Below are 26,344 nucleotides of genomic sequence, written 5' to 3'. Positions count from 1 at the left end.
ACGATCCCTTCACACACGCTAAATTTCTGGCCATGCCCCGTGGACGTCACCGCCATTCGCAGCCGCTGCACCGGATGCTGCCGCCGCTGACCGTCGTCGGCAGCGCCGCGGTCCTCGCCGCCGCCGCCCTGTTCTCCGGCGATACGGGCGTGATCCGGGTGCTCACCGTCGCCACCGCGCTGACCGCGTGCGCGGGCGCCGCCCTCGCCCGCACCTGGGACCGCTCCGCCGGCCGTACGGTCGCCGAACTCGAAGCGGCGCGCGTCCGCGAGGAGTGGCGGACCGACGAGCGGGCCGCCGAGTTGGAGACGGACCTGGAGGAGTCCCGCGAGATACGCGGGCGCCTGGAGCAGAAACTCCGGGCCAAGCGCGGGGAATTGGCCAGGCTCCGCACCGAGCACGCCGACCTGCTCCGCCGGTACGCCACCGCCGAGAGCGAGCGCGCCCAGGTGCTGGAGAGCCGCCGTCAGCTCCAACTGGACTCCGCCCCGCGGCAGCTCGCCCTCACCGGCGGTGCCTCGCCGGTCGGCCCCGCCGCCTTCCTCAAGGCCGATCAGGCGCTGCGGGACCTCGGCCGCAACGCCGCCCGCCAGCAGGCCAGGCGCACCGTCGAGGACGCCCGCCGCCGCGACACCGCGGGCCCCGAGGACGAGCCGCAGGGCCGCCACGCGGCGGAGGCCGAGAGCCACACCCGGACCGCCGCGCCCGCCACGTCACCGGCCGGACTGCCGGTCCGCGAACACCGCCTCGTCCCGGCCGTCGCCGCCGCCGTCCTGCCCTACGCGCAGCCCCAGCGCTCGCCGGGCGCCCCCGGCGGCAACGGCAGCCGGGCCATCGGCGGCTTCGACTTCTTCGGCACGCAGAAGCCCGCGGCCGGTGCGGACCCGGAGGACGTCTCCGGGGTGGACGCGCTGGACGACGTGGCCGACCTGGACGACGTCGTGGGGGACGAGGCCGTCGCGGAACACGCCCAGGCCGTCGCGGAGTCGGGCCCCGAGGTCATCGACCTCACGGCCCACGACGAGACCGAACAGCTCGACATGTCGGAACTGCGCGCCCAGGCCTGACGGCGCGGGGGATTCACGCCAGCGGGCGCACGTCCAGCGCGGCCAGCCGCCCCGGCTCGGTGACGATGTCGACGGCCGTGATCCGCCCGTCCGCCGCCGAGACCGCGAAGGTCAGGACCCGCGCGTCGGCGGTGTCCAGGTCCACCGCCGCCGCCAGGAGCCCGTCGACCAGCACCAGCCGCGCCGTGGAGGCCATCGCGGCGTAACTGACCGCGCCGCGCGCGACGTTGGCCGCGCCCCGGCGGGTGGAGGTGACGCCGGGCCGCCCGGGGACGTCTGAGCGGACGGTGACCTCGGGGTCCAGGACCGCGAGGAGCGCGTCGAAGTCCCCGTCGCGCGCCGCGGCGAGGAACGCCTCGACGGCCGCGCGCCGCAGCGCCGGGTCGGGGTCGGAGACCTCGGTGCCGCCCTGGACGCGGCGCCGGGCGCGGCTGGCGAGCTGGCGGGCGGCGGCGGGGGTGCGCTCCACGATGGGCGCGATGTCGTCGAAGGGCACGGCGAACATGTCGTGCAGCACGAAGGCGAGCCGTTCGGCCGGGTCCAGGGTCTCCAGGACGACGAGCAGGGCGAGCCCCACCGAGTCGGCCAGCAGGGCCTGTTGCTCGGGCCCCGGCGCGGGCAGCGTCACCGCGCCCACGTACCCGTACTCGTATCCGTCCGGCGCGGTGATCGGCTCCTCGCGGCGGGTGCGGCGCGAGCGCAGCATGTCCAGGCAGATCCGGCCGACCACCGTGGTCAGCCAGCCGCCGAGGTTGCGGACCTCGGCGGCGTCGGTGCGGTTCAGCCGCAGCCACGCCTCCTGGACGGCGTCGTCCGCCTCGTCGGCCGAGCCGAGCATCCGGTAGGCCACGGCCCGCAGATGGGCGCGGTTCGCCTCGAACCGCGCCGCCAGCAGCTCTCTGTCGTCCTTGCCGTCGTCCCTGCCGTCTTCAAGGCCGTCGGGCACGCCGTCGTGCCCACCGTCGTCCAAGCCGTCGTCCATGGGTGCGTCCATCGGTCGGTCCTCCGTCACATGCCGTCACTCTCCTGACGGACCAGTGACCCCGAATGTGACGCGCGGACCGCCCGGCGGCGCTACTTGTCGACGTCGCCGACCACGAAGAACATCGACCCGAGGATCGCGACCATGTCCGACACCAGCGTGCCCGGCAGCAGCACCGCCAGCGCCTGGATGTTGTTGTACGACGCGGAGCGCAGCTTCAGCCGGTACGGCGTCTTCTCGCCCTTCGACACCAGGTAGTAGCCGTTGATGCCGAGCGGATTCTCGGTCCACGCGTAGGTGTGCCCCTCGGGGGCCTTGAGCACCTTCGGCAGCCGCTGGTTGATCGGCCCCGGCGGCAGCTCCGCCAGCCGGTCCAGGCACGCGTCCGCGAGGTCCAGCGCGTTGTGCGTCTGCTCCAGCAGCACCTCGAAGCGCGCCAGGCAGTCGCCCTCGGTCCTGGTGACCACCCTCAGGGTGTCGCCCAGCTCCCCGTACGCCAGATACGGCTCGTCGCGCCGCAGGTCGAAGTCGACGCCGGAGCCGCGCGCGATCGGCCCGCTGACGCCGTACGCGTGCACGGCCTCGCGGGACAGGACGCCGACACCGCGGGTCCTGCCGCGGAAGATCTCGTTGCCGAGCACCAGGTCGTCGAAGCGGCCCATCCGCGACCGCACCCCGGCGACCGCCTGGCGCACCCGCCCCTGCCAGCCGTTGGGCAGGTCCTCCTTCAGGCCGCCGACCCGGTTGAACATGTAGTGCATCCGGCCGCCGGAGACCTCCTCCATCACGTGCTGGAGGTTCTCCCGCTCGGAGAAGGCGTAGAAGATCGGCGTGATCCCGCCCAGCTCCAGCGGGTACGAGCCCAGGAACATCAGGTGGTTCAGCACCCGGTTCAGCTCCGCGAGCAGCGTCCGCGTCCACACCGCGCGCTCCGGCACCTCCATGCCGAGCATCCGCTCGACCGACAGCACCACACCCAGCTCGTTCGCGAACGCCGACAGCCAGTCGTGCCGGTTCGCCAGCATCACGATCTGCCGGTAGTCCCGCGCCTCGAACAGCTTCTCCGCGCCCCGGTGCATGTATCCGACGATCGGCTCCGCGCTGCGGATCCGCTCCCCGTCCAGCACCAGCCGCAAGCGCAGCACCCCATGCGTGGACGGGTGCTGCGGCCCGATGTTCAGCACCATGTCGGTGCCCTCGGCCGCCCCGCCCACTCCGATCGTGGTCTCCGTCATGCCGCCATCCTCTCAGGACTCCCCACCCGTATCCCACGGGCGGTGCCGGGCCCGCGGGCTCAGCGCGCCCGCGGCGACCGCCGTGCGTCCGCCGAGTCCTGAACCGCCGCCAGGACGCCGGTCACGCCGACCTCCGTCACCAGCCAGGTGAAGTCGCCGAGGCCGCCGCGGGCGGTCAGTTCGGCGGCCTCGCCCGCGGCGGCGAGGCCGCGGACGTAGGCGGCCGGGTCGGTGGCGGCCAGGGCGAGCGGGGGGCGGGCGGCGGAGAGGCCGAGGGAGCGCAGGGCGGCGCGTTGGGGGAGCGCCGTGCCCGGCAGGGCGTCGAGGGCGACATGGGCGGTGAGGTCGCGGGAGCCGTCGGGGACGGGCTCCACCTGGCGGCCGTCGCGGTAGCCGGTGAGCGTGCCGTACGGGGGCCGCGCCGCGCGCGTGTGGGCGTAGTCGACGGCGACGGCCGCCCCGGCGTCCAGCGAGCCGACCGCCTCGGCCCAGGCGGCCTCGCGCGGCAGCCCGATCTCGGCGCGGGCGCCGGGCTCCGGCGACGGCGGCCACCACCGCTCCAGCCACCGCGCGTCGGCGCCGCGCACCGGCTCACCGAGGCGCTCCGCGCCGTCGGCCGGGCGGACCAGCACCTGGCGGGGCACGCCCGCCCCGTCCGTCTCGGCGACGTCGAGCGGCACATTGTCCAGCCACTCGTTGGCGAAGAGCAGGCCGCGCACACCGCGCGGCGGCCGGTCGCTCCAGGTGATCCGCGGGTCGAGGCCCGGCGGGCGCGGCGCGCGTTCGACGGCGTGGACGCGTACGCGGCCGGCGACCGGCGCGGGGAGCGCGGCCAGCACCCCGGAGCACAGCTCCGCGCGGCCCGCGCCCATGTCGGTGAAGGCCAGCGCGGCCGGGTGCCCGAGGGCCGCGTCGACCCGGACCAGCAGCTCGGCGACGGCCCCCGCGAAGAGCGCGGAGGCGTGCACGGAGGTACGGAAATGCGCCGCGGGCCGCTCCCGCACGAAGAAGCCCTCGGGGCCGTACAGGGCGCGGTCCATGGCCTCCCGCCAGGGCACCCACCGCTCCCGCCACTCGCTGTCCACGGGGTTAACGGTACGTGTCCGGTGAAGTGTGCCTGCTCACAGGGGAACCTTCCTGACCTGGAGATGCGTCGAAGGCTTGAGCGGGGTGTCTCTCGGGGCCGGTAGTGTTCCGGAGATACCACAGGCGCCGCGACGGCGTGTGCAGCGTGTGTGCAGTGCAGTGAGGGAGTGGACAGCGGATGACTGCCGGAAACGACGGCGCCCCTGAGAACGACGACCCGTTCGGTTATCTCTACCGGTCGGAGGGGGGCGAGCAGCAGCCCGAGCAGGCCCCGGTGCAGCAGCCGGGCATGCCGCGTACCTCGCACCACCAGATCCAGCGGGTCGGTGAGCGTCGTCCGCAGCCGCCGCAGACACCCTCGGGCTACGGCTACCCGCAGCAGCAGTCGCCCTCCGGTTACGGCTATCCGCAGCAGACCCAGCAGCAGACGCAGGCGTACGGCCAGCAGCCCGGCCAGCAGCAGTACGGCGGCCAGCAAGGGCAGCAGGGCCAGCAGGGATATCCGGGTCAGCAGGGTTATCCCGGTCAGCAGCCTCCCGCGCAGCCCCCGCACACCCGTCGCGCGGGCGGCGGCGGCCAGCAGGGCGGCGGCGCGCCCAACCGCAAGGGCCTGCTGATCGCGGCGGTCGCCGTGGTCGCGGCCGTGGCCATCGGCATCGCCTTCGCGATGACCAACGGCTCGGGCGACGGCGACAAGAAGGCCAGCGACAAGCCCTCCAGCCCGGCGGTCACCTCGGCCGCGCCCACGGAGACGACGCCGTCGGCCTCCGCGGAGCCGACCCCGTACGACTCGAAGAAGACCGACGCCTCGACGCTCGTCCTGACGGGCGGCGCGCAGACGAGCACCGAGCACCCGGGCGCGAGCGCGGCGGGCGGCACCTATGTCGACCACCTGACGCAGGTCGGCGCGACCGTGACGTGGACGGTGACGGTGCCGAAGGACGGCCCGTACACGCTCTTCACGTACTACGGGAACGCGGGCGACGACGCGACGCTCACCCTCGGGGTGAACGGCAAGGCGCGCAGCGGCCCCGTCAATCTGAAGAACTACGGCCACTACACGGACTGGGCGAAGGCGTGGAACAACCACACCTACTCCTGGATCGACCTCAAGGAGGGCTCCAACACCGTGACGCTGAGCTGCCAGCAGGGCAATCAGTGCGCGGTCAACCTGGACCAGTTCGAACTCAAGCAGGGCCAGGTCACCGAGTAGCCGCCGCCGGGGCCCGCCCTCACACCGCCGCGCCGGGCTCCGCGGGCACCACCGTCACCTGGGGCAGCAGCTCCGCGTAGACGGCCGCGTCGAATTCGCCCGCCGCGGGCGCCGCGACCGTGGCCGCCGACAGCGCGACCGCCCGCGCCAGCCGCCGCGGCCACGTCAGGCCCTCCGCGAGCCCGGACAGCAGCCCCGCCACCGCCGAGTCGCCCGCGCCCGTCGGATTGCCCGCCAGGCGCGCGGGCGGCAGCGCCTGCCAGCCGCCCTCCTCGGTCAGCGCCAGCATCCCGTCCTCGCCGAGCGAGGCGGCCACCGCGCGGGCGCCGCGCCGCCGGGCGTCACCGGCCGCGCGGGCGGGCTCGGAGAAGCCGGTCAGGCCGGTCAGCTCCACCGCGTTCGGCTTGATCAGGTCGGGGCGCGCGGCCAGCCCGCGGCGCAGCGGCTCCCCGCTGGTGTCCAGCAGCACGAACACCCCGGCGGCCCGCGCCTCGCGCACCAGCTCCGCGTACGCGCCCACCGGCAGCCCCGGCGGCAGGCTGCCGCACAGCGCCACGGCCGTCGCGCGGCCGTCGGCGAGCAGCGCGCGGTAGCGCTCCAGGAACCCGCCCCACTCGCGCGGGGTGACCGTGGGCCCCGGTTCGTTGAACATCGTCGTGTCGCCGGTCGTGTCGTCCACGACGCCCACCGTGCGGCGGGTGGTGCCCGCGATGGGCACCAGCGCGTCGGTCAGCAGCCCGTCGTCGTACTCGGCGGCCCGCTCGGCGAGCCGTTCGCGCAGCTCGGCGCCGACCGGGCCGCCGACGAAGCCGGTGACGACGGCGGGGCGGCCGAGCGCGGCCAGCACGCGGGCGACGTTGAGTCCCTTGCCGCCGGGGCGTTCCGCGGTGTGGGTGACCCGGTGGGTGGAGTGCGGTCGGAGCGACGGGACCCGGTAGGTCACATCGAGGGCGGCGTTCAGCGTGACGGTGATGATCACCTGACGATGATGACAAAAGTACGGCGGTCGGCCCAGTGCGCGCCGACCGCCGTTACGCAGCTTTTAGCGAGAATCCGCGAAAATCGGGTGAACTCACCGCCCGGACGCCCCCGCACTCACCGCCCGGACACCCCCGCACACGCCTGCCGGACGCCCCCGGACACACCTGCCGGGCGCACCCTCCGGCGACGGCTAGTCGGGCCGGACGACCCACTCGCCCTTGCGCATGACGCCCACCAGGTCGTACGCCGCGTCCAGCACCACCAGGTCCGCGTCCTTGCCGGGCTCCAGCGTGCCGATGCGGTCGTCCAGGCCGAGCAGCCGCGCCGGGTTGGTGGAGATGGCGCGTACGGCGTCGGTCAGCGACAGCCCGTCCAGCGTGACGGCCCGCTTGAAGGCGGTGTCCAGGGTGAGCGTCGACCCGGCGATCGAGCCGCCCTCGACCAGCCGCGCGACCCCGTCGAGCACCTCGACCTTCATCGGGCCCAGGTCGTAGTGGCCGTCGCCGAAACCGGCCGCGTCCATCGCGTCGGTGATGAAGGCGACCCGCCCGGCGCCCGCGCTCCCGAAGGCCAGTTCCAGGACGGCCGGGTGCAGATGCGTACCGTCGTTGATCAGCTCGACGGTCACCCGCTCGTCCTCCAGCAGCGCCGCGATCGGGCCGGGCGCGCGGTGCTGGAGCGGCGGCATCGCGTTGAACAGGTGGGTGGCCACGGTCGCGCCCGCGTCGATGGCCTCCAGCGTCTGCTCGTACGTGGCGTCGGTGTGGCCGATCGCCGCGATCACGCCGAGGTCGGCCAGCAGCCGTACGGAATCGATTCCGCCGGGCAGTTCGGCCGCCAGGGTGACCATCCGGACGGCCCCGCGGCCCGCCTCGACCAGCTTGCGCACATCGGCCGGGTCGGGGTCGCGCAGCAGCGCCTCGTCGTGCGCGCCCTTGCGGCACGGCGAGATGAACGGGCCCTCGTAGTGGATTCCGGCGAGGTCGCCCTGCTCCACCAGCTCGGCCAGCAGCCCGGCCTGCTTGGCCAGGACGTCCAGCGCGTTGGTGACGGTCGAGGCGACCACCGTGGTCGTGCCGTGCGCGCGGTGGGTGCGCACACCGGTGAGGATGTCGTCGGCGGTGCCCGAGGTGAAGGACGCGCCGCCGCCGCCGTGGTTGTGGATGTCCACGAAGCCGGGCACGACGGTGTGGCCCGCGAGGTCCACGGTGGCCGTCGAGACGTGCTCGTCGGCCTCGTTCGCCGCGATCCGGGTGCCCTCGACGGTCAGCCGGCCGCCTTCCACCACACCTGACGGCAGGACCACACGGGCACCCGCCAGCACCGTGCGCTGCGTTGTCGTTACGGGGGCCATCAGGCGGTTACCTCCACGGAGAGTAGATCCCAGGCGAGCAGGCCGGCGCCCAGGCATCCAGCGGTGTCCCCCAGCGCGGCGGGGACGATGAGGGGGAGTTTCTGGAAGGTGATACGTGCCTCCACGGCCGCGCGCAGCGGCCCGAAGAGGGTGTCCCCGGCCTCCGCGAGCCCGCCGCCGATGATCAGCACGCGCGGGTCCAGAAGGGTGAGCCCGGTGACCAGGCCGTCGGCCAGCGCGCCGATCGCCTCGCCCCACACCGCGAGCGCCCGCGGGTCGCCGGTCTCGACGGCGCGCGCGCAGTCCGCGGCGTCCGCGTCCGGGTCGCCGCTCGCCTCGGCCCAGGCGCGCGAGACCGCGCCCGCCGAGGCCAGCGCCTCGAGACAGCCGCGCTGCCCGCAGCCGCACTCCGGGCCGCCGGGGCGGACCACGATGTGCCCGATCTCGCCCGCGTAGCCGTGCGCGCCCGCCTCGATCCGGCCCTCGATGCCGATGGCGCCCGCGATGCCGGTGCCCAGCGGGAGGAAGAGGAAGCGGTCGGCGCCGTTGCCCGCGCCGATCCGGCCCTCGGCGAGGCCGCCGGTGCGGACGTCGTGGCCGAGCGCCACCGGTACGCCGTCCAGCCGCTCGGACATCAACGCCCGCAGCGGGACGTCCTTCCAGCGGAGGTTCGCGGCGTAGACGGCGATCCCGTTGACGTCGTCGACGATGCCGGGCACCGCGACCCCGGCCGCGGCGGCGGGTTCGCCGTACTCGCGCACGCCGTGGTCGCGCAGTTCGGCCGCGAAGTCGAGGATCGCGGCGACCACGGCGTCGGGGCCGCGTTCTCTGCCGGTCGGACGGCGCGCCTGGTGCAGGAGCGTTCCGTCCGCGCCGACCAGCGCGGCCTTCATTCCGGTGCCGCCCACATCGAGAGCGATGACATGTCTCACGGGGACAGTGTCGCGGCTAACACCTAAAAAGGTCTAGTCCACTCCGCGAGGAAAGATCACGCGTCAGGCGGCGTTTGCGGAGCAACGGGACACTCGGGCGCGCCGCGACGGGACATCCGGGGGACACACGACGGACGCCCGCCGGACGTACGCCGGTTCCGTGCCGCTTTCCGTGCCGCTTTCCGGGCCGGTCCCGCGCAGGTCGCGTGCCGCTCTCCCGCCGGTCCCGGAGCGCGCCCGTCGCCGGTCCGCGCGCGGACCCGTCGCCGGTCCGCGCGCGGACCCGTTGCGCAAGCGATACCACTCATGGTGTAGACCTTGGGCAAAGGTGTGGGGAAGACTCGACGCTTCCGTAGCGGTACGCGAGCAAGTGTGCAAGAAGGCGGTAGGAACGGTGCAGCGGCGACGACTTCACGGCTTGGCGGCGATCGGCATCACGTCGGCCCTGGCGATCACCACTCTTACGGCGTGCGGCAACAGTTCACCGCTGAACAGCGACGTCACCCTGCACTTCGTCGCCGCCGACTACGGCGACCCGAAGACGAACAACAGCTCCAAGACGTACTGGGACGACCTCGCGCGCTCCTTCGAGGCGCGCAACCCGCACATCAAGATCAACGTCGAGATCATCGACTGGGACCACGTGGACGACAAGGTCGCCCAGATGGTCAAGGCGAACAAGGCCCCCGACGTCGCGCAGATCGGCTCCTACGCGGCCTACGCCGCCGGCAAGCAGCTCTACAGCGCCGACGAGCTGTTCCCGATCAGCATGCAGTCGGACTTCATCCCCTCGATGGTCAACGCCGGTTCCGTGGACCGCACCCAGTACGGCATACCCTTCGTCTCCAGCTCGCGCATGTTCTTCTACAACAAGAAGCTCTTCAAGAGCGCGGGCATCAAGCACGCCCCCGAGACCTGGGACGAGCTCAAGGCCGATGCGGTCAAGCTCAAGGCCGACGGCGTGAAGGTGCCCTACGGACTGCCGCTGGCCCCCGAGGAGGCGCAGGCCGAGTCCCTGATGTGGATGCTCGGCGCGCAGGGCGGCTACACCGACACCGTCGGCAGCTACACCTTCGACTCCGCGCCCAACGTCGAGGCGTTCGCCTGGGTCAAGAAGAACCTCGTCCAGACCGGCCTGGTCGGCCCGACCGACCCCGCCAAGACCAACCGCCGCGACACCTTCGCCGCCTTCCTGGCCGGCAAGGCGGGCATGGTCATGGGCCACCCCACCCTGCTCACCCAGGCCAAGGCCGCCGGTATCGACGTCGGCGTCGTCCCGCTGCCCGGCCAGAGCGGCCCCAGCAGCGACACCCTCGGCGTCGCCGACTGGATGATGGCGTTCAAGCAGAACGGCAACCGGGACGCGGACGGCAAATTCCTCCAGTTCGTCTTCAACGAGCAGAATTCGCTGAAGTTCCTCAACCAGTACGGGCTGCTGCCGGTGACCATCACCGCGTCCCAGGCGATGCGGAAGAACCCGGCCAACAAGGACCTGGTCCAGTTCCTGAACCTGCTGCCCGACGCCGTGTTCTACCCGGTCAACAAGACCTCGTGGGGCCCGGTCAGCGACGAGGTCAAGAAGAACATCGGCCAGGCCGTGCACGGCGACCCGAAGACGGTCCTGTCCGACCTCCAGCGCTTCGCGCTCACGACGGACTCCGGCAAGTAGCGGCCCGCGGCGGTACGGTGACGGCCGTCGGGTACGCCGACGGCCCGACCGCACCGACAGGGGAGAGGGGCGCCATGACACGGGAAGAACCGCTCTCCGCGCGCGACATCGCCGTCCTGGCCATCGCCGCCCGCACCTGGACCGGACCGGGACCGCGCGAACGGGCCATACGCGAACGCCTCGGCATGTCCCCGACCGCGTACTTCCAGCTCCTCAACGCCCTGCTGGACGACCCCCGGGCCGTCGCCCACGACCCGGTGACGGTCAACCGGCTGCGCAAGGAGCGCGACGCCCGCCGCGACCTGCGCTGACGGCCCGCGGGGGGCGCGCGTGCCACCGTACGCCGGGCATGCGCCCGGGGGACGCGGGTAGGGTCGGCTGCATGGCCTCCGCCGACATCCCCGCCCCCACCACGCCCGAGGGAAAGGAAGGTCTCGCGGCGCTGCTCGCGCGGCCGGAACGCGCCGTCGTCGCCCTTGACTTCGACGGCACCCTCGCCCCGATCGTGCCCGACCCCGAGCAGGCCCGCGCCCACCCCGGCGCCGTCCCCGCCCTCGTCAGGCTCGCCCCGCACCTCGCCGCCGTCGCCGTCGTCACCGGCCGCCCGGCGGGCGTCGCCGTACGCTACGGCGGCTTCGCCGGGGTCGCGGGACTCGAACACCTCGTCGTGCTCGGCCACTACGGCGCCGAGCGCTGGGACGCGCCCACCGGCTCCGTCCACACCCCCGGCGACCACCCCGGCGTCACCTCGGTCCGCGCCGAGCTGCCCGGCTTCCTCGACCGCAACGGCGCCTGGCGCGGCACCTGGGTCGAGGACAAGGGCCGCGCGGTCGCCGTCCACACCCGCCGCGCCGAGGACCCCGACGCCGCCTTCGAGGCGCTGCGCGGTCCGCTGGCCGAACTCGCCGCCAGGCACGGCCTCATGGTCGAGCCCGGCCGCTTCGTCCTCGAACTGCGCCCGCCCGGCGTGGACAAGGGCGTCGCCCTGGCCGCCTACCTCCGCGAGGTCGGCGCCGGCTCGGTGCTCTACGCGGGCGACGACCTCGGCGACCTCGCCGCCTTCGCCGCCGTCCAGGCCCTGCGCGAGGACGGCCTGCCCGGCCTGCTCGTCGCCAGCGCCGCGCCCGAGACGCCCGAGGAAGTCCTCCGCGCCGCCGACCTCGCCGTCCCCGGCCCCGAGGGCGTCGTCTCCCTCCTCGACGCCCTCGCGGACGCCCTGGACTGAGCCCGGACCCTGTGCTCAGCCGTCCAGGGCGTGCAGCTGGTCCAGGAACCAGCGGGACGGGGGGAGCGCGGTGGCCGCGTCGGCGAGGCGCTTGGTGCGCTCGGCGCGGTCCGCCTCCGGGAGGGTGAGGGCCGTGTGCAGGGCGGCGGCGGTCTCGCGGATGTCGTACGGGTTGACGACGATCGCGTCGTCGCCCAGCTCGGCGAAGGCGCCCGCCTCGCGGGACAGCACCAGGGCCACCCCGTTGTCGGAGACGACGGGGACCTCCTTGGCGACGAGGTTCATGCCGTCCCTGATCGGGTTGACCAGGGCCACGTCGGCGAGCCGGTAGGCGGCCAGGGAGCGGGCGAAGTCGTCGTCGACCTTGAGCAGCACCGGCTGCCAGTCGGGCGTGCCGAATTCGGCGTTGATCTCCTCGGCCAGCCGGGCGACCCCCTCGGTGTACTCGCGGTAGACCGCGAGATCCTGCCGGGAGGGGTAGGCGAAGGCGACGTGGACGACCCGGCTGAGCCATTCGGGGTGCTCCTGGAGGAGCTGCCGGTAGGCGAGCAGGCCGCGCACGATGTTCTTGGACAGTTCCGTACGGTCCACGCGCACGATCAGCTTGCGGTCGGCACCCGTCTCCGACCGCAGCCGCGTGATGCGCTCGGCGACGTCCGGGCGGTGCGAGCGCTCGCGCAGGAAGTCGCCGTCGGCGCCGAGGCCGTGCACGCCGAGCCGGGTCGTACGGCCGCGGTGGGTGACCGCCCGGCCGTCGTCGCCGAGCGTGGCGCCCAGCACGCTGACGCAGCACGCGGCGAAGGCGTCGGCCCAGCGGCGGGTCAGGAACGCGGCGCGGTCCGCGCCGAGGATGCCTTCGAGCAGTTCTGCGGCGATGTCGTCGGGCAGCAGCCGGAAGTAGTCCGGCGGCGCCCACGGGGTGTGCGTGAAGTGGCCGATCCGCAGGTCGGGGCGGCGGGCCCGGAGCAGCGCCGGGACCAGCGACAGGTGGTAGTCCTGCACCAGGACGTGCGCGCCGTCCGCCGCCTCCTCCGCCAGCGCCTCGGCGAACGCCTCGTTGTACGCCTGGTACGCCGCCCACTGGCCGCGGAAGTCCTCGTCGAAGAGCGGCTCGAACGGCGTCTGGTAGAGCAGGTGGTGGACGAACCACAGCACCGAGTTGGCGATGTCGTTGTACGCGGCCTCGAAGACGCTCTCCTCGACGGCGATCATCCGGGCGCCCGGCTCGCCGACCCCGCGCCGTACCGCCTCACGGTCGCCCTCGCCCAGGGCCGCGCACACCCACACCGCGTCCGCCTCGGGTCCGATCGCGCTCAGGCCCGACACCAGGCCGCCGCCGCCGCGTCTGCTGCTCAGCTCCCCGTCGTCCCCCAGCGCATACGAAACCGGCCCCCGATTCGAAGCGACCAGAATCCGTGCCGCACGCGTTTCGACCATGCCGCCAGCCTAGCCGCGCGGGCTCCGCCCCAAACGTCGTGGACCCTCCTGCTCCGTAGGAGACCGCGCCGGTCAGCCCCGCGGCCCCGGCGGCGCGGGCGCCTGGAGGGGGAGCCGTCAGGCGGCGCGGCGGGCGAGGTATTCGGGCAGGTGGGCCATGGGCGGACGTTCGTCGACGTCGACGGGGTGGGTGAGCGGGGTGAACCCCCCGGAGGGGTCCCGGTGGAACTGGGTGAGGCGGGGGCGGACCAGGGGCGCCCGGGACAGCCGCAGGCTCGCCGTGCGATAGATGGCGGCCGACATCCGCCCGAGCGCCTGCCCGTCCTGATGCCGGTGGTGCCGGACGCCCACGTCCACCTGCCCGAGCGCGTCGAGCCCCGCCAGGGACAGGGCGTCGATGAGCATGCCCAGCTCCACGCCGTACCCGACGGGGAACGGCAGCCGCTCCAGCAGCGAGCGCCGCGCCGCGTACTCCCCGCCCAGCGGCTGGACGAAGCCCGCCAGCCGAGGCCAGTGCAGATTGAGCAGCGGCCGGGCGACCAGCTCGGTGACCCGCCCGCCGCCCGCCGGCACCACCGCGCCGCCGGTCTCCAGCGGCCGGTCGTACATCGCCTTGACCAGCTCCACGTCCGGCTCGGTGAGCAGCGGCCCGACGATCCCCGACACGAAGCGCGAGTCGAACGAGCGCAGGTCCGCGTCCACGAAACAGACGATCTCGCCGCGGGTGACCAGCAGCGACCGCCACAGCACCTCGCCCTTGCCGGGCAGCGCGGGCAGCCGCGGCAGGATCGCGTCGCGCTGCACCACCCGCGCCCCGGCCCGCGCCGCGACCTGCGCCGTACGGTCGCGGGAGCCGGAGTCGACCACGACCAGCTCGTCGACCAGCGGCACCTCGTCGGTCATCAGGTCGCGGCGGATCGCCGCGACGATCTCGCCGACCGTCGCCTCCTCGTCGAGCGCGGGCAGCACCACGCTGACCGTGCCCTGCGGCCCCGCGGCCCGCTTCGCGGCGAGCAGCAGGTCGAGCGGCCGGTCGGCGGCGGACCAGGACCGCCGCTCCAGCCACCGCTCCACCTCATCGAGCACGATCCCGTCCCCTTTTCGTACGGTGGGAGCCCTCAGAAACCAGCCGGACGGCCGCCCCAGCGGCCATCTCGCCGTTCGGACGACTATCTCAACTGTCACGCTTGTCGGTTACAGTCTTGAACAACGCGTATGACCGCCGCATGCCGGGGGTCGTAGCGCGGGACAAACGCGTCGCCGCCGCACAGAAGGCGGGCAGGCGCCATACCGCTCATCCAGAGGGGCAGAGGGAACGGCCCGTTGAAGCCCCGGCAACCCTCCCGCCGACCGCGAGGTCACACGGTGGGGAAGGTGCCAATTCCGTCTTGTGGCGACGTACGTCACAAGGAAGATGAGGAGAAAGGGCCTCGCCATCATGGCTGTGCAGACCGTCGCCAGCACCCACGACAGCACCAGCACTCCCCCCTTCGGACCGGCCTCCGCGCTGTCCTGCCGGGAGTGCGGCACCCGCTTCCCGCTGAGCCCGGTCTTCGCCTGCGAGGAGTGTTTCGGGCCCCTCGAAGTCGCGTACGACCTGCCGCTCGGCGACCCCGAGTCGCTGCGCAAGCGGATCGAGGCGGGACCCACCAGCATCTGGCGGTACGCGCCGCTGCTGCCGGTCCCCGCCGACGTCACCGACAAGCCCAACCTCCACCCGGGCTGGACCAAGCTCGTCAAGGCCGACAACCTCGCCCGTGAACTGGGCATCACCGGCGGCCTGCACATCAAGGACGACTCCGGCAACCCGACGCACTCCTTCAAGGACCGCGTCGTCGCCATCGCCCTGGAGGCCGCCCGCACCTTCGGCCTCACCACGCTCTCCTGCTCCTCCACCGGCAACCTCGCGGGCGCCGTCGGCGCCGCCGCCGCGCGCGCCGGTTTCCGCTCCTGCGTGTTCATCCCGCACGACCTGGAGGCGGGCAAGGTCGTCATGGCCGCGGTCTACGGCGGCGAACTGGTCGGCATCGAGGGCTCGTACGACGACGTGAACCGCTTCTGCTCCGAGCTGATCGGCGACCCGATCGGCGAGGGCTGGGGCTTCGTCAACGTCAATCTGCGGCCCTACTACGGCGAGGGCTCCAAGACCCTGGCGTACGAGATCTGCGAACAGCTCGGCTGGCGCATCCCCGACAACCTGGTGATCCCGATCGCGTCCGGCTCCCAGCTCACCAAGATCGACAAGGGCCTGCGCGAGCTGATCGCGCTCGGCCTGGTCGAGGACAAGCCGTACAAGATCTACGGCGCCCAGGCCGAGGGCTGCTCGCCGGTCTCGGCGGCGTTCAAGGCGGGGCACGACGTGGTGCGGCCGGTGAAGCCGGACACCATCGCCAAGTCGCTGGCGATCGGCAACCCGGCGGACGGCCCGTACGTGCTGGACATCGCCCGGCGGACCGGCGGCGCGGTCGACGACGTGAACGACGAGCAGGTCGTGGACGCGATCAAGCTGCTCGCGCGCACCGAGGGGATCTTCGCGGAGACCGCGGGCGGGGTGACCGTGGGGGTGCTGAAGAAGCTGATCGAGACCGGGCAGCTCGACCCGGCCGCCGAGACCGTCGTCCTCAACACCGGCGACGGACTGAAGACTTTGGACGCGGTGGCACCGACCACCGGCCCGACCGCCACCATCCGCCCGACCCTTGACGCGTTCCGAGAGGCTGGCCTCGCATGAGTGCTTCTGTTCGTATCCCCACCATTCTCCGCACCTACACCGGCGGCCAGGCCGAGGTTCCGGCCGAGGGCGGCACGCTGGCCGAGGTGATCGACTCGCTGGAGAAGAATCACGCGGGCATTTCGGCGCGCGTTCTCGACGACACCGGAAAACTCCGTCGTTTCGTGAACGTCTATGTCAACGACGACGATGTTCGCTTTTCCGACGGTCTCGCCACCGCTGTCCCCGACGGCGCGAGCGTTTCGATCATTCCGGCGGTAGCGGGCGGCTGATCAACTTCCCGTAACGGCCCGGCTACACCTGCCGTTTTGTGCCCCATTCACCCTTTTGCGGTGGATGGGGCACAGTGCTGTAGGGGGGCCGGACCGGGCCGAACGGCCGTGTCCGGGGCGGTAGTTGAAAGGTTGTACTGTTGCCACGGGCAAGTTGCCGCCGCGAACGGTCAGTGCGGCGATTTATCGCCAAATTCACGTGTGGATTGTCGCATAGGCGACGTATGTCCGGTCCGAGATGCCCCGCCATAGCGCCCTATTCTGGTGTATTTCCGATCGGTCGCTCCCCGAATTCTCGTCCGATTGACCTGTTGCAGAGGGCATCCGTGCAGATACATTCAGCCGCGGTCGACGCGTTCCGGCGCACACCACCAGGGATCCCCTGTCGCTCAGACAACGGCTTCCCCGGCGGTGAGGTCTGACCCGGACCCGCGGAGTGCGGGGCCGCGATAGGGCCAGTAATAGGGGAGTTAGGAATGGCTCAGGGCACCGTCAAGTGGTTCAACGCGGAGAAGGGCTACGGCTTCATCGCGGTCGACGGTGGTGCGGATGTCTTCGTCCACTACAGCGCGATTCAGATGGACGGTTACCGCACCCTCGAAGAAGGCCAGCGGGTCGAGTTCGAGATCTCGCAGGGTCAGAAGGGGCCGCAGGCGGACATGGTCCGGCTGGCCACCGCCTGACGGCCCGGCGCGCTCGGCGACCGACACGACGCACTCACGCACCAAGGGTCCGTACCTCTTAGGGGGGACGGGCCCTTCGTGCGTGGCCCGGAGTTGTCCACAGGCGCTTGCACTCGATGGGGTCGAGTGCTAATCATTGGCGTTAGCACTCTCCTAGTGAGAGTGCTGAAGGACCGGGTCGGTGAGGCCCGCCCGGCCGCCGGGAAGGAACCGGCGACCAGGTCGGCCGTCCGTCGCGGGCACCACACGGTCCGAGCCGTCGCCCCCTGCTCCGGTGGGGGAACCCCAGTCCGCGGAGGACACTTCACATGGCAAAGATCATCGCGTTCGACGAGGAGGCACGGCGCGGTCTCGAGCGCGGGATGAACCAGCTCGCCGACGCCGTCAAGGTCACCCTCGGCCCGAAGGGCCGCAACGTCGTCCTCGAGAAGAAGTGGGGCGCCCCCACGATCACCAACGATGGTGTGTCCATCGCCAAGGAGATCGAGCTCGAGGACCCGTACGAGAAGATCGGCGCCGAGCTGGTCAAGGAGGTCGCGAAGAAGACCGACGACGTCGCGGGTGACGGCACCACCACCGCGACCGTCCTGGCCCAGGCCCTGGTCAAGGAAGGGCTGCGCAACGTCGCGGCCGGCGCCAACCCGATGGCCCTCAAGCGCGGCATCGAGAAGGCCGTCGAGGCCGTCTCCGCCGCTCTGCTGGAGCAGGCCAAGGACGTGGAGACCAAGGAGCAGATCGCTTCGACCGCCTCCATCTCCGCCGCCGACACCCAGATCGGCGAGCTGATCGCCGAGGCCATGGACAAGGTCGGCAAGGAAGGCGTCATCACCGTCGAGGAGTCGCAGACCTTCGGGCTCGAGCTCGAGCTCACCGAGGGCATGCGCTTCGACAAGGGCTTCATCTCCGCCTACTTCGCGACCGACCTGGAGCGTATGGAGGCGTCGCTCGACGACCCGTACATCCTGATCGTCAACTCCAAGATCTCCTCGGTGAAGGACCTGCTCCCGCTGCTGGAGAAGGTCATGCAGTCCGGCAAGCCGCTGCTGATCATCGCCGAGGACGTCGAGGGCGAGGCCCTGTCGACCCTGGTGGTCAACAAGATCCGCGGCACCTTCAAGTCCGTCGCCGTCAAGGCGCCCGGCTTCGGTGACCGTCGCAAGGCCATGCTCGGCGACATCGCCATCCTCACCGGTGGCACCGTCATCTCCGAAGAGGTCGGCCTCAAGCTGGAGAACGCGGGCCTGGACCTGCTCGGCCGCGCCCGTACCGTCGTCATCACCAAGGACGAGACCACCATCGTCGACGGTGCCGGTGACAGCGACCAGGTCGCCGGGCGGGTCAACCAGATCCGCGCCGAGATCGACAACAGCGACTCGGACTACGACCGCGAGAAGCTCCAGGAGCGCCTGGCGAAGCTGGCCGGCGGCGTGGCCGTCATCAAGGCCGGTGCCGCCACCGAGGTCGAGCTCAAGGAGCGCAAGCACCGCATCGAGGACGCGGTGCGCAACGCGAAGGCCGCCGTGGAAGAGGGCATCGTCGCCGGTGGCGGCGTGGCCCTGCTCCAGGCGACCGCGGTCTTCGAGAAGCTGGAGCTCGAGGGCGACGAGGCGACCGGTGCCAACGCCGTGAAGCTCGCGCTGGAGGCCCCGCTGAAGCAGATCGCCGTCAACGGTGGTCTCGAAGGCGGCGTCATCGTCGAGAAGGTGCGCAACCTGCCCGTCGGCCACGGCCTCAACGCCGCGACCGGTGAGTACGTCGACATGATCGCCGAGGGCATCATCGACCCGGCGAAGGTCACGCGCTCCGCGCTCCAGAACGCGGCCTCCATCGCCGCGCTGTTCCTCACCACCGAGGCCGTCATCGCCGACAAGCCGGAGAAGGCCGCCCCCGGCGGCGCTCCGGGCGGCATGCCCGGCGGTGACATGGACTTCTGATCCACGGGGCGCGAGCCCGGATCAGCAGGACCGCACGACGGCACCCCCCGGTCACCCGGGGGGTGCCGTCTTTGTGTCCGGCGCATTGTTCGGAACAACTCACCAAGACTGTCCCAAAACGGGGCAATTTTGAATTACCGTCAGATGCCGGTAGCAGGACAAGTACGGGGGGTACCGGGGTCAAACCTGCTGCTAGGCTCTCATTGCTTGGCAAGTGTCATGCGCAAGTGTTCCGCATTTTTGTTCGGATTTGAAAGAGATTCCGCAAATGGCGGCCCCTCGCCTGAAGAGAGCCTCATGACGTCCTACTTACATGATCCAGCACTTTGGGGCCTGATCGCAGGTACTCCTGTCGCCGCGACCGCGATTGCGCTCAGCCGGAAAACTAATGCGAAGCTCCGTGCCGCGCTCGCCGAGCAGTCGGCGCGCCGCGCCTCCCTGGAAGTCGGCCGCGAGCAGATCGTGGATGAGGCCAGACGCCGGGCCGAGGAGGGCACCAAGAGCGTGCTCAAGGCCGCCATGCGCACCCTCCAGGGTCTGGCGGGCGAGCAGCAGGTCGCCATCGCGAAGCTCCAGCGGGAGAACGGCGAGCACGCGGCGCTCCAGGGCCTGTTGGACGTGGACCACGGCAACGCGCAGTTCACCCGGCGCGCCCAGTCCATAGCCGTGCTCTGCGACGGCTGGCTCGGCCGCCGCAAGAACGCGGCGTCGGTCTACGACGTGGTCCGCAGCGCCAAGGGGCGCATCCGGCATTTCACGCGCGTGGAAATCCGTTCGCAGAGCAATTTCGCGGTGGTGAGCCGCGCGGTCGAACCGGTCGCACTCGCTCTTTCCGAACTGCTCGACAACGCCACGAGTTATTCGGCCCCTGAAACGTCCATCGAAATCAATATCCAGCCCGTGCCCAAGGGCGTCTGCATCGTCGTCGACGACGCGGGTGTCGGCATGAGCGACGAAGAGAAGACGCTGGCGGGAGAACTCCTCACCGGCCAGCGCACTCCGGGTGTCTCCGGCCTCGGAAATCCGCCGCAATTCGGTTTCGCGGTGATCGGCGTACTCGCCAACCGTTACGGATTCAGCGTCTCGGTGGATTCCACCTCGCCGTACGGCGGAGTGCGCGCCGTGCTGCTGCTCCCCGACGAACTCCTCACCACCACCATCGAGCCCGAGGAGACTCCCGTCGTGGGTGAAGCGTCCGAGCCGGTGGAGCAGAGCGCGCCCGAGCCGGTGGTGCCCGCCACCACCTTCGGCGGCCTGCCCAAGCGGCGGCGCTTCCGGCACCCGATCTCGATAGTGCCCACGGCCGAGGAGCGGTCCGACGACAGAACCGGTGACAGAGCCGGGGACAGAGTCGAGCGGGCGCCCGAGCCGGTGCGCGACAGCCACGAAGTCGCCTCCCGCATGGGCGCGTTCCAGCGGGGCACTCAGTCCGGCCGCCGTTCCATCGGCGCGAGCAGCGAAGGGCAGGACGCCCAATGAGCCCAATGATCGGAAGAGATCTGTCGTGGATGCTCGACAGCGCCCTTGAGGTGCCCGAGGCCCGGCACGCGATCCTGGTGTCGGCCGACGGTCTGCTGATGGCCCGCTCCAACGAGGTCGGCAGGGACCACGCCGACACCGTCGCGGCGGCGATGAGCGGCATGCAGTCGCTGAGCCGTACGGTGTCCGACTTCGTCGGCGGCGACGACCGCCGCCAGGAGTGGCGGCAGACCCTGGTGGAGTTCGACCACGGCTGGGTCTTCCTCATCTCGGCAGGTGAAGGCGCCTATCTCGCGGTCTCCGCGTCCCCGGACGCGGACCTCGCGGAGATCACCTTCCGGATGCAGCAGCTCGTCGGCCAACTCGGCAAGGTGCTGACCACACCTCCTCGCGAGAACGCTGACGTCAATTGACGGGCGAACCGGAGCTGGAGTTAGAAGCCACGGAATTAGTACGCCCGTATGTGATCACCAACGGTCGCGAGCTTCCGGTCGACGGCGGCTTCACGATGATCACACTGGTCGCCGTATCCGAAAACGCGCCCCGGACAAGGGTTCTTGATCCCGAGAAGCTGCGGGTGATGGAACTGTGCTCGGGCGGTTATCTCGCGGTCGCGGAGATCGCCGCGCACACCGGGCTGCCGATGGGCGTGGTCAAGATCCTTCTGTCGGATCTGGTGGAGGACGGGTATCTGCTCGCGCGGGCACCCGTTCCCCGCGCGCAGTTGGTCGAGAGGGAACTGCTGGAGGAGGTGCTGCATGGGCTCCGGGCTCGCTTCGGATAGGGACAGTGCTCCCCAGACGCCGCGCGAGAACGTCTATCTGCCCAGTTCGGTACGGACGGTCGCCAAGATCCTCGTGGTCGGGCACTTCGCCGTGGGCAAGACGACGTTCATCGGCACCATGTCGGAGATCCCGCCGCTGCGCACCGAGGAAGTGATGACGCAGGCCAGCGCGGACATCGACGACCTCAGGGGCGCGCCCAACAAGACCACCACCACGGTCGCGATGGACTTCGGCCGGCTGACCCTCAGCGACGAACTGGTGCTGTACATGTTCGGTACGCCGGGCCAGCAGCGGTTCGTGCGGCTGTGGGAGGACCTGTCGCGCGGCGCGCTCGGCGCGCTCGTGCTGGTCGACCCGCTGCGGCTCCAGGAGTCCTTCCCCGTGATGGACCTCGTGGAGCGGCACGGTCTGCCGTACGCCATCGCCGTGAACCGCTTCGACGGTGCGCCCCCGCACTCGCTCGAAGAGGTGCGCGAGGCGCTGGATCTGCTTCCCGAGACCCCCGTGGTCTCGTGCGACGCACGCGACGAGCGGTCATCGGCGGGTTCACTGATCGCTCTGGTGCAGTATTTGCAGTCTCGCCTCAACTAGTAGGTCACCGCAGGTAGTTCAGGTAGCTCAGGTATTTCAACGAGGAGCACAGGCATGCAGACCCCTCCGGACTTCCAGGCCCCGCCGCCCGGCTGCCCCGCGCACGACAGCGGCCAGAGTGTGCCGCTGTACGGCCCGGAGTTCGCCGCCGCTCCGGAGGCGTTCTACTCCTACATGCGGCAGTTCGGCCCGAGCGCTCCGGTGGAGCTGGCGCCGGGCGTGGAGGCCGAACTCGTCACGGACTACACCGAGGCGCTGCGGGTCCTCCAGAACCCGGGCACCTTCGCCCGCGACTCGCGCCGCTGGCGCGCGATGAACGAGGGTCAGATACCGGCGGACAGCCCGGTGATGGGGATGATGGCCTACCGGCCGAATCTGCTGTTCTCCGACGGCGCCGAGCACATGCGGCTGCGGCAGGCGGCGACCGACAGCCTGGCCATGGTCGACTCGCACCGGCTGAGCCGGCACGTCGACCAGGTCGCCTCGTATCTGATCAGCCAGTTCAGCGCCAAGGGGCGGGCCGACCTGGTCGCCGACTACGCGCAGCAGGTGCCGCTGCTGGTCTTCAACGACCTCTTCGGCTGCACCGAGGACATCGGCAACCGGCTGGTGTTCGGGATCTCCGGCATCTTCGATGGCATCGATGTCGAGAAGTCGCTGGAGGTGCTGACCGGGGCGCTGGTCGAACTGGTCGAGCTGAAGCGGACCACGCCGGGCGAGGACATCACCTCCTGGATGATGCAGCACCGCTCCGCGCTGACCACCGAGGAGATGATCCACCAGCTCTTCCCGATGATCGCCGCGGGTACCGAGCCGGTGCAGAACATGATCTCCAGCGCGCTGCGGCTGCTGCTGTCCGACGACAAGTACGCCGACAGCCAGCACATGGCGGGCCTGCTGGTCGAGGACGCGCTCAACGACGTGCTGTGGAACTACCCGCCGATGGCCAACTACGGCGTGCACTACCCGGTGCACGACGTGGACCTCGCCGGGATCACGCTGCGCGCGGGCGACCCCGTGGTGATCAGTTACGCGGCGGCCAACACCGACCCGAGCCTGGGCGGCGGCGGCCAGACGATGAGCAAGCGGGCGCACCTGGGCTGGGGCGCGGGTCCCCATGTCTGCCCGGCCAAGGACCCGGCCACGCTGATCTCGCTGCGGGCCATCGAGAAGCTGCTCAACACGCTGCCGGACATCGACCTGGCGGTGCCGGTGGAGAGCCTGACCTGGCGTCCGGGCCCCTTCCACCGCGCGCTCACCTCGCTGCCCGCCCGGTTCACCCCGGCGCGGCAGCCGGTGCGCTCGCAGGAGAGCCAGTCGGCTCAGGCTCCGGCCGACCACACGCAGGGCAAGCCGAAGGCGGCCAGCCGCTGGAGCTCGTTCCTCAACTGGCTCAAGGCGTAACACGCGGCGACGCACAAGTCGAAAACCGGCCGACCGCGGCTTCGCGGTCGGCCGGTTTCGATAAAGAACGGACCTGGCCGGAAATCATCGCCGACGGTGTGACGCTTGCCACAATTACGAGCAGTGTCCGATCGGATACGCATCTCGTGCCCGGGGTATGCAGGACAGGTCAATCCGGCCTGGCATTGAGGACCAAGGAGAAATGCCGCCATGGTCACACCGTATTCGGTCGCCCCCACCGACCGGCGAAGAGTTGTATCACTTTTTTCCCGACTCCGTAAGCCCGGCGGACAGGAAAGTCCGCTGCCTCTTTACGACGAGCTTCGCTCGATGGGGGATGTCGTCCCAGCGCCCTGGGGCGGCCACCTGATCACGTCGTTCGGCCTCAGCGACCAGGTGCTGAGGGACCGGGCCTGGCGTGTGACCGACAACGAATGGGCCGCCAGGCAAGGCCAGGGAACGCGCTGGAGCGCGCCTTCCTCACGGCAGATCGGTCAGACTCTGGTCCGGCTCAATCCACCGCATCACACATTGATGCGCCGCTCGGTCGGAAATATGTTCGACCGGAGGGCGCTCGGTGACATTCGGATATCGGTGGAAAAGACAACGGACCGCCTGGTCGGCCGGCTCGCGGAACGCCTGCGCGACGGAGTGGCCGATTTTGTCTCACTGGTGAGCGAGGAGCTGCCGGTGCGCGCGATAGGGGAGTGGATGGGTTTGCCCTCCGCTGACTTCCCCCTTTTGCGGGACTTGACCCACGCCCAGGTGTTCACCCAGGAGCTGCTGCCCACCCCGAGCCAGCTCGCGATCTCCGACGAAGCCACCGTGACACTGCACCAGTACTTCGCCGCGCTGGTGCGCGAAAGGCGCAGGTCACCGGGGGACGACCCGGTCTCGCAGTGGCTGCGCACCTGGGACGGGCTGGAGCCGGACCGCGACCGCGCCGACGAGGCCGTCTACTACCTCGCGCTGCTGGTGGTGCTCGCCGCCCTGGAGACCACCTCCAATCTGCTGTCCACCATGACGTGGCTGATCGCCGAGCACCCCCGCCAGATGGGCTGGCTGCGCGCCCACCCGCAGGACATCCCCGGCGCCGTCGAGGAGGTGCTGCGCTACGACCCGCCGATACACGTCGTGACGCGGGTCGCGGGCGACGACATGACGCTCGCGGGCATCGAGGTGCCCAAGGACGAGACCGTCCACCTGATGCTCGCCGCCGCCAACCACGACCCCGCGCAGTACGCCGACCCGCACATCTTCGACATCCGCCGCAAGGTCAGCCACCTCAGCTTCGGCGGCGGCATCCACTACTGCGTCGGCGCCCCGCTGGCCAGGATGGAGGCCACCGCGCTGCTGACCGCGCTGCTCAGGAAGCTGCCGGGACTGAGCGTCCACCGCGACCCCGAGTGGGCGCCGCGGGTCGCCTTCCGGCGGATGACGACACTGACGGTGTCCGACTCCGCGTCCGCCCGCGTCCCCGAACAGGCGGGCCCCAGAGACCTGTAGGCCGCACACGGCACGACCGTACGAGAGAACCGGTGGCGAACGACAGCATGATGAACTACTTCAAGGTCCTGCGCGTCAGCCAGGAAGGAGCGCTGCTGCGCGTACGGCTGAACACCCCGGAGACCGGGAACGCCGTCACCGGCCCGGTCCTGGACGAACTGCTGGCCGTACTGCGCTCGGTGCAGGACCACCCCGGCATACGGGTGCTCGAACTCTCCGGCGCCGGCGAGCACTTCTGCCTCGGCGGCGACCGCAGGGAATTCGCCGAGTCGCTGGCCGCCGACCCCACGGGGTCCGGCCTGCGCACCATGGGCAACAAGGCGCGGCAGGTGTGCGAGGCGCTCGCCACGCTCGGCGCCGTCACCGTCGCGCGGGTGCACGGCGACGTGATCGGCGCGGGCGTGGCGCTCGCGATGTTCTGCGACCTGCGGGTCGGCGCCGACACCAGCCGGTTCCGGCTGCCCGAGCTGGCGTTGGGCCTGCCGCCCGCCTGGGGCGGCATCCTGCCCCGGCTGCTCAACGAGGTGGGAGCCGCCCGCATCCGCGAACTCGTCCTCACCGGCGAGGCGTTCGACGCGGCCAGGGCCGTCGAGCTGTCCGTCCTGCACAAGGCCGTGCCGGAGGCCGGGCTGGACGCCGCCGTCGACCAGTGGGCGCGGCCGATGCTCCGCCGCTCCCCGGCCGCGCTGCGCGCCGCCAAGACGATGCTCAACGCGTACGGCGGCGCCCACCGCCTGGCGGACGCCACCCTCTTCGACGGCGAATGGCTGGCCTCGGTGCTGATGGCGGCCGAGTCCGCCAAGCGCCAGTGAACTCCCGCTCCCGCGCGGCTACTTCGGCGCGGCCTCCAGCGCCTGCCGCAGGTGGCCGCCCGACTCCGTCAGCAGCCGGGCCGCCGTGGCCGCGTCCACATGGGCGAGCAGCGTCAAGATCGCGTGCTTGACCTCGCCGTCGGTGGCGGTCAGCGCGTCCTCGATCGCCTCCTCGTCCGCGCCGGTGGCCAGCGCGACGATCCGCCGCGAGCGCGCCCGCAGCTTCTCGTTGGAGGCCCGCACGTCGACCATGAGGTTCCCGTAGGTCTTGCCGAGCCGGATCATCGTGATGGTCGAGAGCATGTTGAGCACGAGCTTCTGCGCGGTGCCGGACTTCAACCGGGTGGAACCGGCGATCAGTTCGGGCCCGACGACGACCTCGATGCCGTGGTCGGCCGCCGCCGCGAGCGGCGAGTCAGCGTTGCAGGACAGGCCCACGGTGAGCGCCCCCGTGGCGCGCGCGTACTCCACCGCGCCGACCGCGTAGGGAGTGCGCCCGGAGGCGGAGACGCCGACGACGCTGTCGGCCGGGGTCAGTCCGAGCGCGGCGAGGTCGGCGGCGGCCAGCTCCTTGCTGTCCTCCGCGCCCTCGATGGAGGTGATCATCGCGGACGGGCCGCCCGCGATCAGTCCGAGCACCTCGCGTCCCGGCGTGGTGTTGAAGGTCGGCGGGCACTCGCTCGCGTCGAGCACGCCGAGCCTGCCCGCCGTACCGGCGCCCGCGTAGATCAGCCGTCCGCCGCGTTCCATCCGGGCGGCGATCCCGTCGATGGCGGCGGCGATCACGGGCAACTGCCCGGCGACCGCGGCCGGAACGGTGGCGTCCTCACCGTTCATGGTCCGCGCGATCTCCAGGGTGGGCATCCGGTCGATCTCGGCGAGCTCGGGCCGGAACGCCTCGGTGGTGAGGGTCTCCAGCTCGCGGCGCAGCTCGGTGTAGTGCGACATATGCGGCTCGTTCATCCT

At 71.3% G+C, this 26,344-nt stretch carries 25 protein-coding genes and 1 riboswitch; of the genes, 16 read left to right on the top strand and 9 right to left on the bottom strand.

Annotation, left to right across the window (positions count from 1 at the left end):
• Positions 1-32 precede the first annotated feature (32 nt).
• Entirely contained in the window at positions 33-1,067 is a 1,035-nt protein-coding gene (locus ACIO6U_RS08220) for a hypothetical protein (RefSeq protein WP_401716603.1), read from the top strand.
• Positions 1,068-1,080: 13 nt separating this feature from the next.
• Here ACIO6U_RS08220 and ACIO6U_RS08215 read toward each other — a convergent pair whose 3' ends face one another.
• The 3 genes from ACIO6U_RS08215 to ACIO6U_RS08205 all read right to left on the bottom strand — a co-directional run bounded on the left by ACIO6U_RS08215 (position 1,081) and on the right by ACIO6U_RS08205 (position 4,324).
• Positions 1,081-2,061, bottom strand: a complete 981-nt coding sequence (locus tag ACIO6U_RS08215) for a sigma-70 family RNA polymerase sigma factor (protein WP_401716600.1) — start codon at positions 2,059-2,061, stop codon at positions 1,081-1,083.
• 80 nt (positions 2,062-2,141) lie between these two features.
• Entirely contained in the window at positions 2,142-3,284 is a 1,143-nt protein-coding gene (locus ACIO6U_RS08210) for an NADH-quinone oxidoreductase subunit D (protein WP_355337313.1), read from the bottom strand.
• 59 nt (positions 3,285-3,343) lie between these two features.
• The gene (locus ACIO6U_RS08205; RefSeq protein WP_401717157.1) at positions 3,344-4,324 is read right to left on the bottom strand and encodes an SAM-dependent methyltransferase; all 981 of its coding nucleotides are present in this window, start codon (positions 4,322-4,324) and stop codon (positions 3,344-3,346) included.
• A 224-nt stretch (positions 4,325-4,548) separates the two neighbouring features.
• On the opposite strand from ACIO6U_RS08205, the gene ACIO6U_RS08200 reads away from it, so the two are divergent.
• Positions 4,549-5,583, top strand: coding sequence for a carbohydrate-binding protein (locus ACIO6U_RS08200; RefSeq protein WP_355337316.1), 1,035 nt, complete (start codon positions 4,549-4,551; stop codon positions 5,581-5,583).
• Positions 5,584-5,602: 19 nt separating this feature from the next.
• Here the strand turns inward: ACIO6U_RS08200 and ACIO6U_RS08195 are convergent, their stop codons facing one another.
• The 3 genes from ACIO6U_RS08195 to ACIO6U_RS08185 form a co-directional block, all read right to left on the bottom strand.
• Positions 5,603-6,562, bottom strand: coding sequence for a 1-phosphofructokinase family hexose kinase (locus ACIO6U_RS08195; RefSeq protein ID WP_355337319.1), 960 nt, complete (start codon positions 6,560-6,562; stop codon positions 5,603-5,605).
• 192 nt (positions 6,563-6,754) lie between these two features.
• Positions 6,755-7,918 carry an N-acetylglucosamine-6-phosphate deacetylase gene (gene nagA, locus ACIO6U_RS08190; RefSeq protein ID WP_355337322.1) on the bottom strand — a complete coding sequence of 388 codons (1,164 nt, stop codon included), beginning with the start codon at positions 7,916-7,918 and terminating at the stop codon, positions 6,755-6,757.
• Complete coding sequence (locus tag ACIO6U_RS08185; RefSeq protein WP_355337325.1) at positions 7,918-8,850, bottom strand: ROK family protein; 933 nt, start codon at positions 8,848-8,850, stop codon at positions 7,918-7,920. Before ACIO6U_RS08185 ends, nagA begins: the two co-directional genes overlap by 1 nt.
• Positions 8,851-9,268: 418 nt before the next feature.
• On the opposite strand from ACIO6U_RS08185, the gene ACIO6U_RS08180 reads away from it, so the two are divergent.
• From ACIO6U_RS08180 to otsB, 3 genes are all read left to right on the top strand, one after another.
• Positions 9,269-10,519: an extracellular solute-binding protein gene (locus tag ACIO6U_RS08180; protein ID WP_355337328.1), complete on the top strand. Its 1,251-nt coding sequence runs from the start codon at positions 9,269-9,271 to the stop codon at positions 10,517-10,519.
• Between the two features lie 74 nt (positions 10,520-10,593).
• Positions 10,594-10,830, top strand: coding sequence for a DUF3263 domain-containing protein (locus ACIO6U_RS08175; protein ID WP_188285385.1), 237 nt, complete (start codon positions 10,594-10,596; stop codon positions 10,828-10,830).
• A 71-nt stretch (positions 10,831-10,901) separates the two neighbouring features.
• Entirely contained in the window at positions 10,902-11,744 is an 843-nt protein-coding gene (gene otsB / locus ACIO6U_RS08170) for a trehalose-phosphatase (protein ID WP_391043051.1), read from the top strand.
• A gap of 15 nt (positions 11,745-11,759) precedes the next feature.
• Here the strand turns inward: otsB and ACIO6U_RS08165 are convergent, their stop codons facing one another.
• On the bottom strand, positions 11,760-13,181 hold the full coding sequence (locus ACIO6U_RS08165) for a trehalose-6-phosphate synthase (RefSeq protein WP_355337335.1): 1,422 nt from the start codon (positions 13,179-13,181) through the stop codon (positions 11,760-11,762).
• 117 nt (positions 13,182-13,298) lie between these two features.
• A complete protein-coding gene (locus tag ACIO6U_RS08160; RefSeq protein ID WP_391043052.1) occupies positions 13,299-14,267 on the bottom strand; it encodes a glucosyl-3-phosphoglycerate synthase in 969 nt (322 codons plus the stop codon).
• Positions 14,268-14,472: 205 nt separating this feature from the next.
• Positions 14,473-14,602: riboswitch (SAM riboswitch) on the top strand.
• 17 nt (positions 14,603-14,619) lie between these two features.
• On the opposite strand from ACIO6U_RS08160, the gene thrC reads away from it, so the two are divergent.
• The 11 genes from thrC (at position 14,620) to ACIO6U_RS08105 (ending at position 25,378) form a co-directional block, all read left to right on the top strand.
• Positions 14,620-15,912, top strand: coding sequence for a threonine synthase (gene thrC, locus ACIO6U_RS08155; RefSeq protein ID WP_401309971.1), 1,293 nt, complete (start codon positions 14,620-14,622; stop codon positions 15,910-15,912).
• Positions 15,909-16,184, top strand: a complete 276-nt coding sequence (locus ACIO6U_RS08150; RefSeq protein WP_188285379.1) for a MoaD/ThiS family protein — start codon at positions 15,909-15,911, stop codon at positions 16,182-16,184. Before thrC ends, ACIO6U_RS08150 begins: the two co-directional genes overlap by 4 nt.
• Before the next feature lie 476 nt (positions 16,185-16,660).
• The gene (locus ACIO6U_RS08145) at positions 16,661-16,867 is read left to right on the top strand and encodes a cold-shock protein (protein WP_093715500.1); all 207 of its coding nucleotides are present in this window, start codon (positions 16,661-16,663) and stop codon (positions 16,865-16,867) included.
• 308 nt (positions 16,868-17,175) lie between these two features.
• Positions 17,176-18,801 (top strand): chaperonin GroEL, encoded by a 1,626-nt coding sequence (gene groL, locus ACIO6U_RS08140; RefSeq protein ID WP_188285378.1) that lies wholly within the window; start codon positions 17,176-17,178, stop codon positions 18,799-18,801.
• Positions 18,802-19,098: 297 nt separating this feature from the next.
• The gene (locus ACIO6U_RS08135) at positions 19,099-20,280 is read left to right on the top strand and encodes an ATP-binding protein (RefSeq protein WP_355337346.1); all 1,182 of its coding nucleotides are present in this window, start codon (positions 19,099-19,101) and stop codon (positions 20,278-20,280) included.
• Between the two features lie 8 nt (positions 20,281-20,288).
• Complete coding sequence (locus ACIO6U_RS08130; protein WP_355338031.1) at positions 20,289-20,693, top strand: roadblock/LC7 domain-containing protein; 405 nt, start codon at positions 20,289-20,291, stop codon at positions 20,691-20,693.
• Positions 20,690-21,064: a DUF742 domain-containing protein gene (locus ACIO6U_RS08125; protein WP_355337348.1), complete on the top strand. Its 375-nt coding sequence runs from the start codon at positions 20,690-20,692 to the stop codon at positions 21,062-21,064. The genes ACIO6U_RS08130 and ACIO6U_RS08125 overlap by 4 nt, the downstream gene beginning before the upstream one ends.
• On the top strand, positions 21,039-21,656 hold the full coding sequence (locus ACIO6U_RS08120; protein ID WP_355337351.1) for an ATP/GTP-binding protein: 618 nt from the start codon (positions 21,039-21,041) through the stop codon (positions 21,654-21,656). The genes ACIO6U_RS08125 and ACIO6U_RS08120 overlap by 26 nt, the downstream gene beginning before the upstream one ends.
• A 54-nt stretch (positions 21,657-21,710) precedes the next feature.
• Positions 21,711-23,060 (top strand): cytochrome P450, encoded by a 1,350-nt coding sequence (locus ACIO6U_RS08115; RefSeq protein WP_355337354.1) that lies wholly within the window; start codon positions 21,711-21,713, stop codon positions 23,058-23,060.
• A gap of 594 nt (positions 23,061-23,654) precedes the next feature.
• Positions 23,655-24,566: a cytochrome P450 gene (locus tag ACIO6U_RS08110; protein ID WP_355337357.1), complete on the top strand. Its 912-nt coding sequence runs from the start codon at positions 23,655-23,657 to the stop codon at positions 24,564-24,566.
• A 47-nt stretch (positions 24,567-24,613) separates the two neighbouring features.
• Positions 24,614-25,378: an enoyl-CoA hydratase/isomerase family protein gene (locus tag ACIO6U_RS08105; protein ID WP_355338034.1), complete on the top strand. Its 765-nt coding sequence runs from the start codon at positions 24,614-24,616 to the stop codon at positions 25,376-25,378.
• Positions 25,379-25,396: 18 nt separating this feature from the next.
• Here the strand turns inward: ACIO6U_RS08105 and murQ are convergent, their stop codons facing one another.
• Positions 25,397-26,341, bottom strand: a complete 945-nt coding sequence (gene murQ, locus ACIO6U_RS08100; RefSeq protein ID WP_355337360.1) for an N-acetylmuramic acid 6-phosphate etherase — start codon at positions 26,339-26,341, stop codon at positions 25,397-25,399.
• Between the last annotated feature and the right edge of the window lie 3 nt (positions 26,342-26,344).

This window comes from Streptomyces sp. NPDC087422, from assembly GCF_044744145.1.
In the GTDB taxonomy this organism is placed as follows: domain Bacteria; phylum Actinomycetota; class Actinomycetes; order Streptomycetales; family Streptomycetaceae; genus Actinacidiphila.
This window is presented reverse-complemented; position numbering and strand designations above follow the sequence as displayed.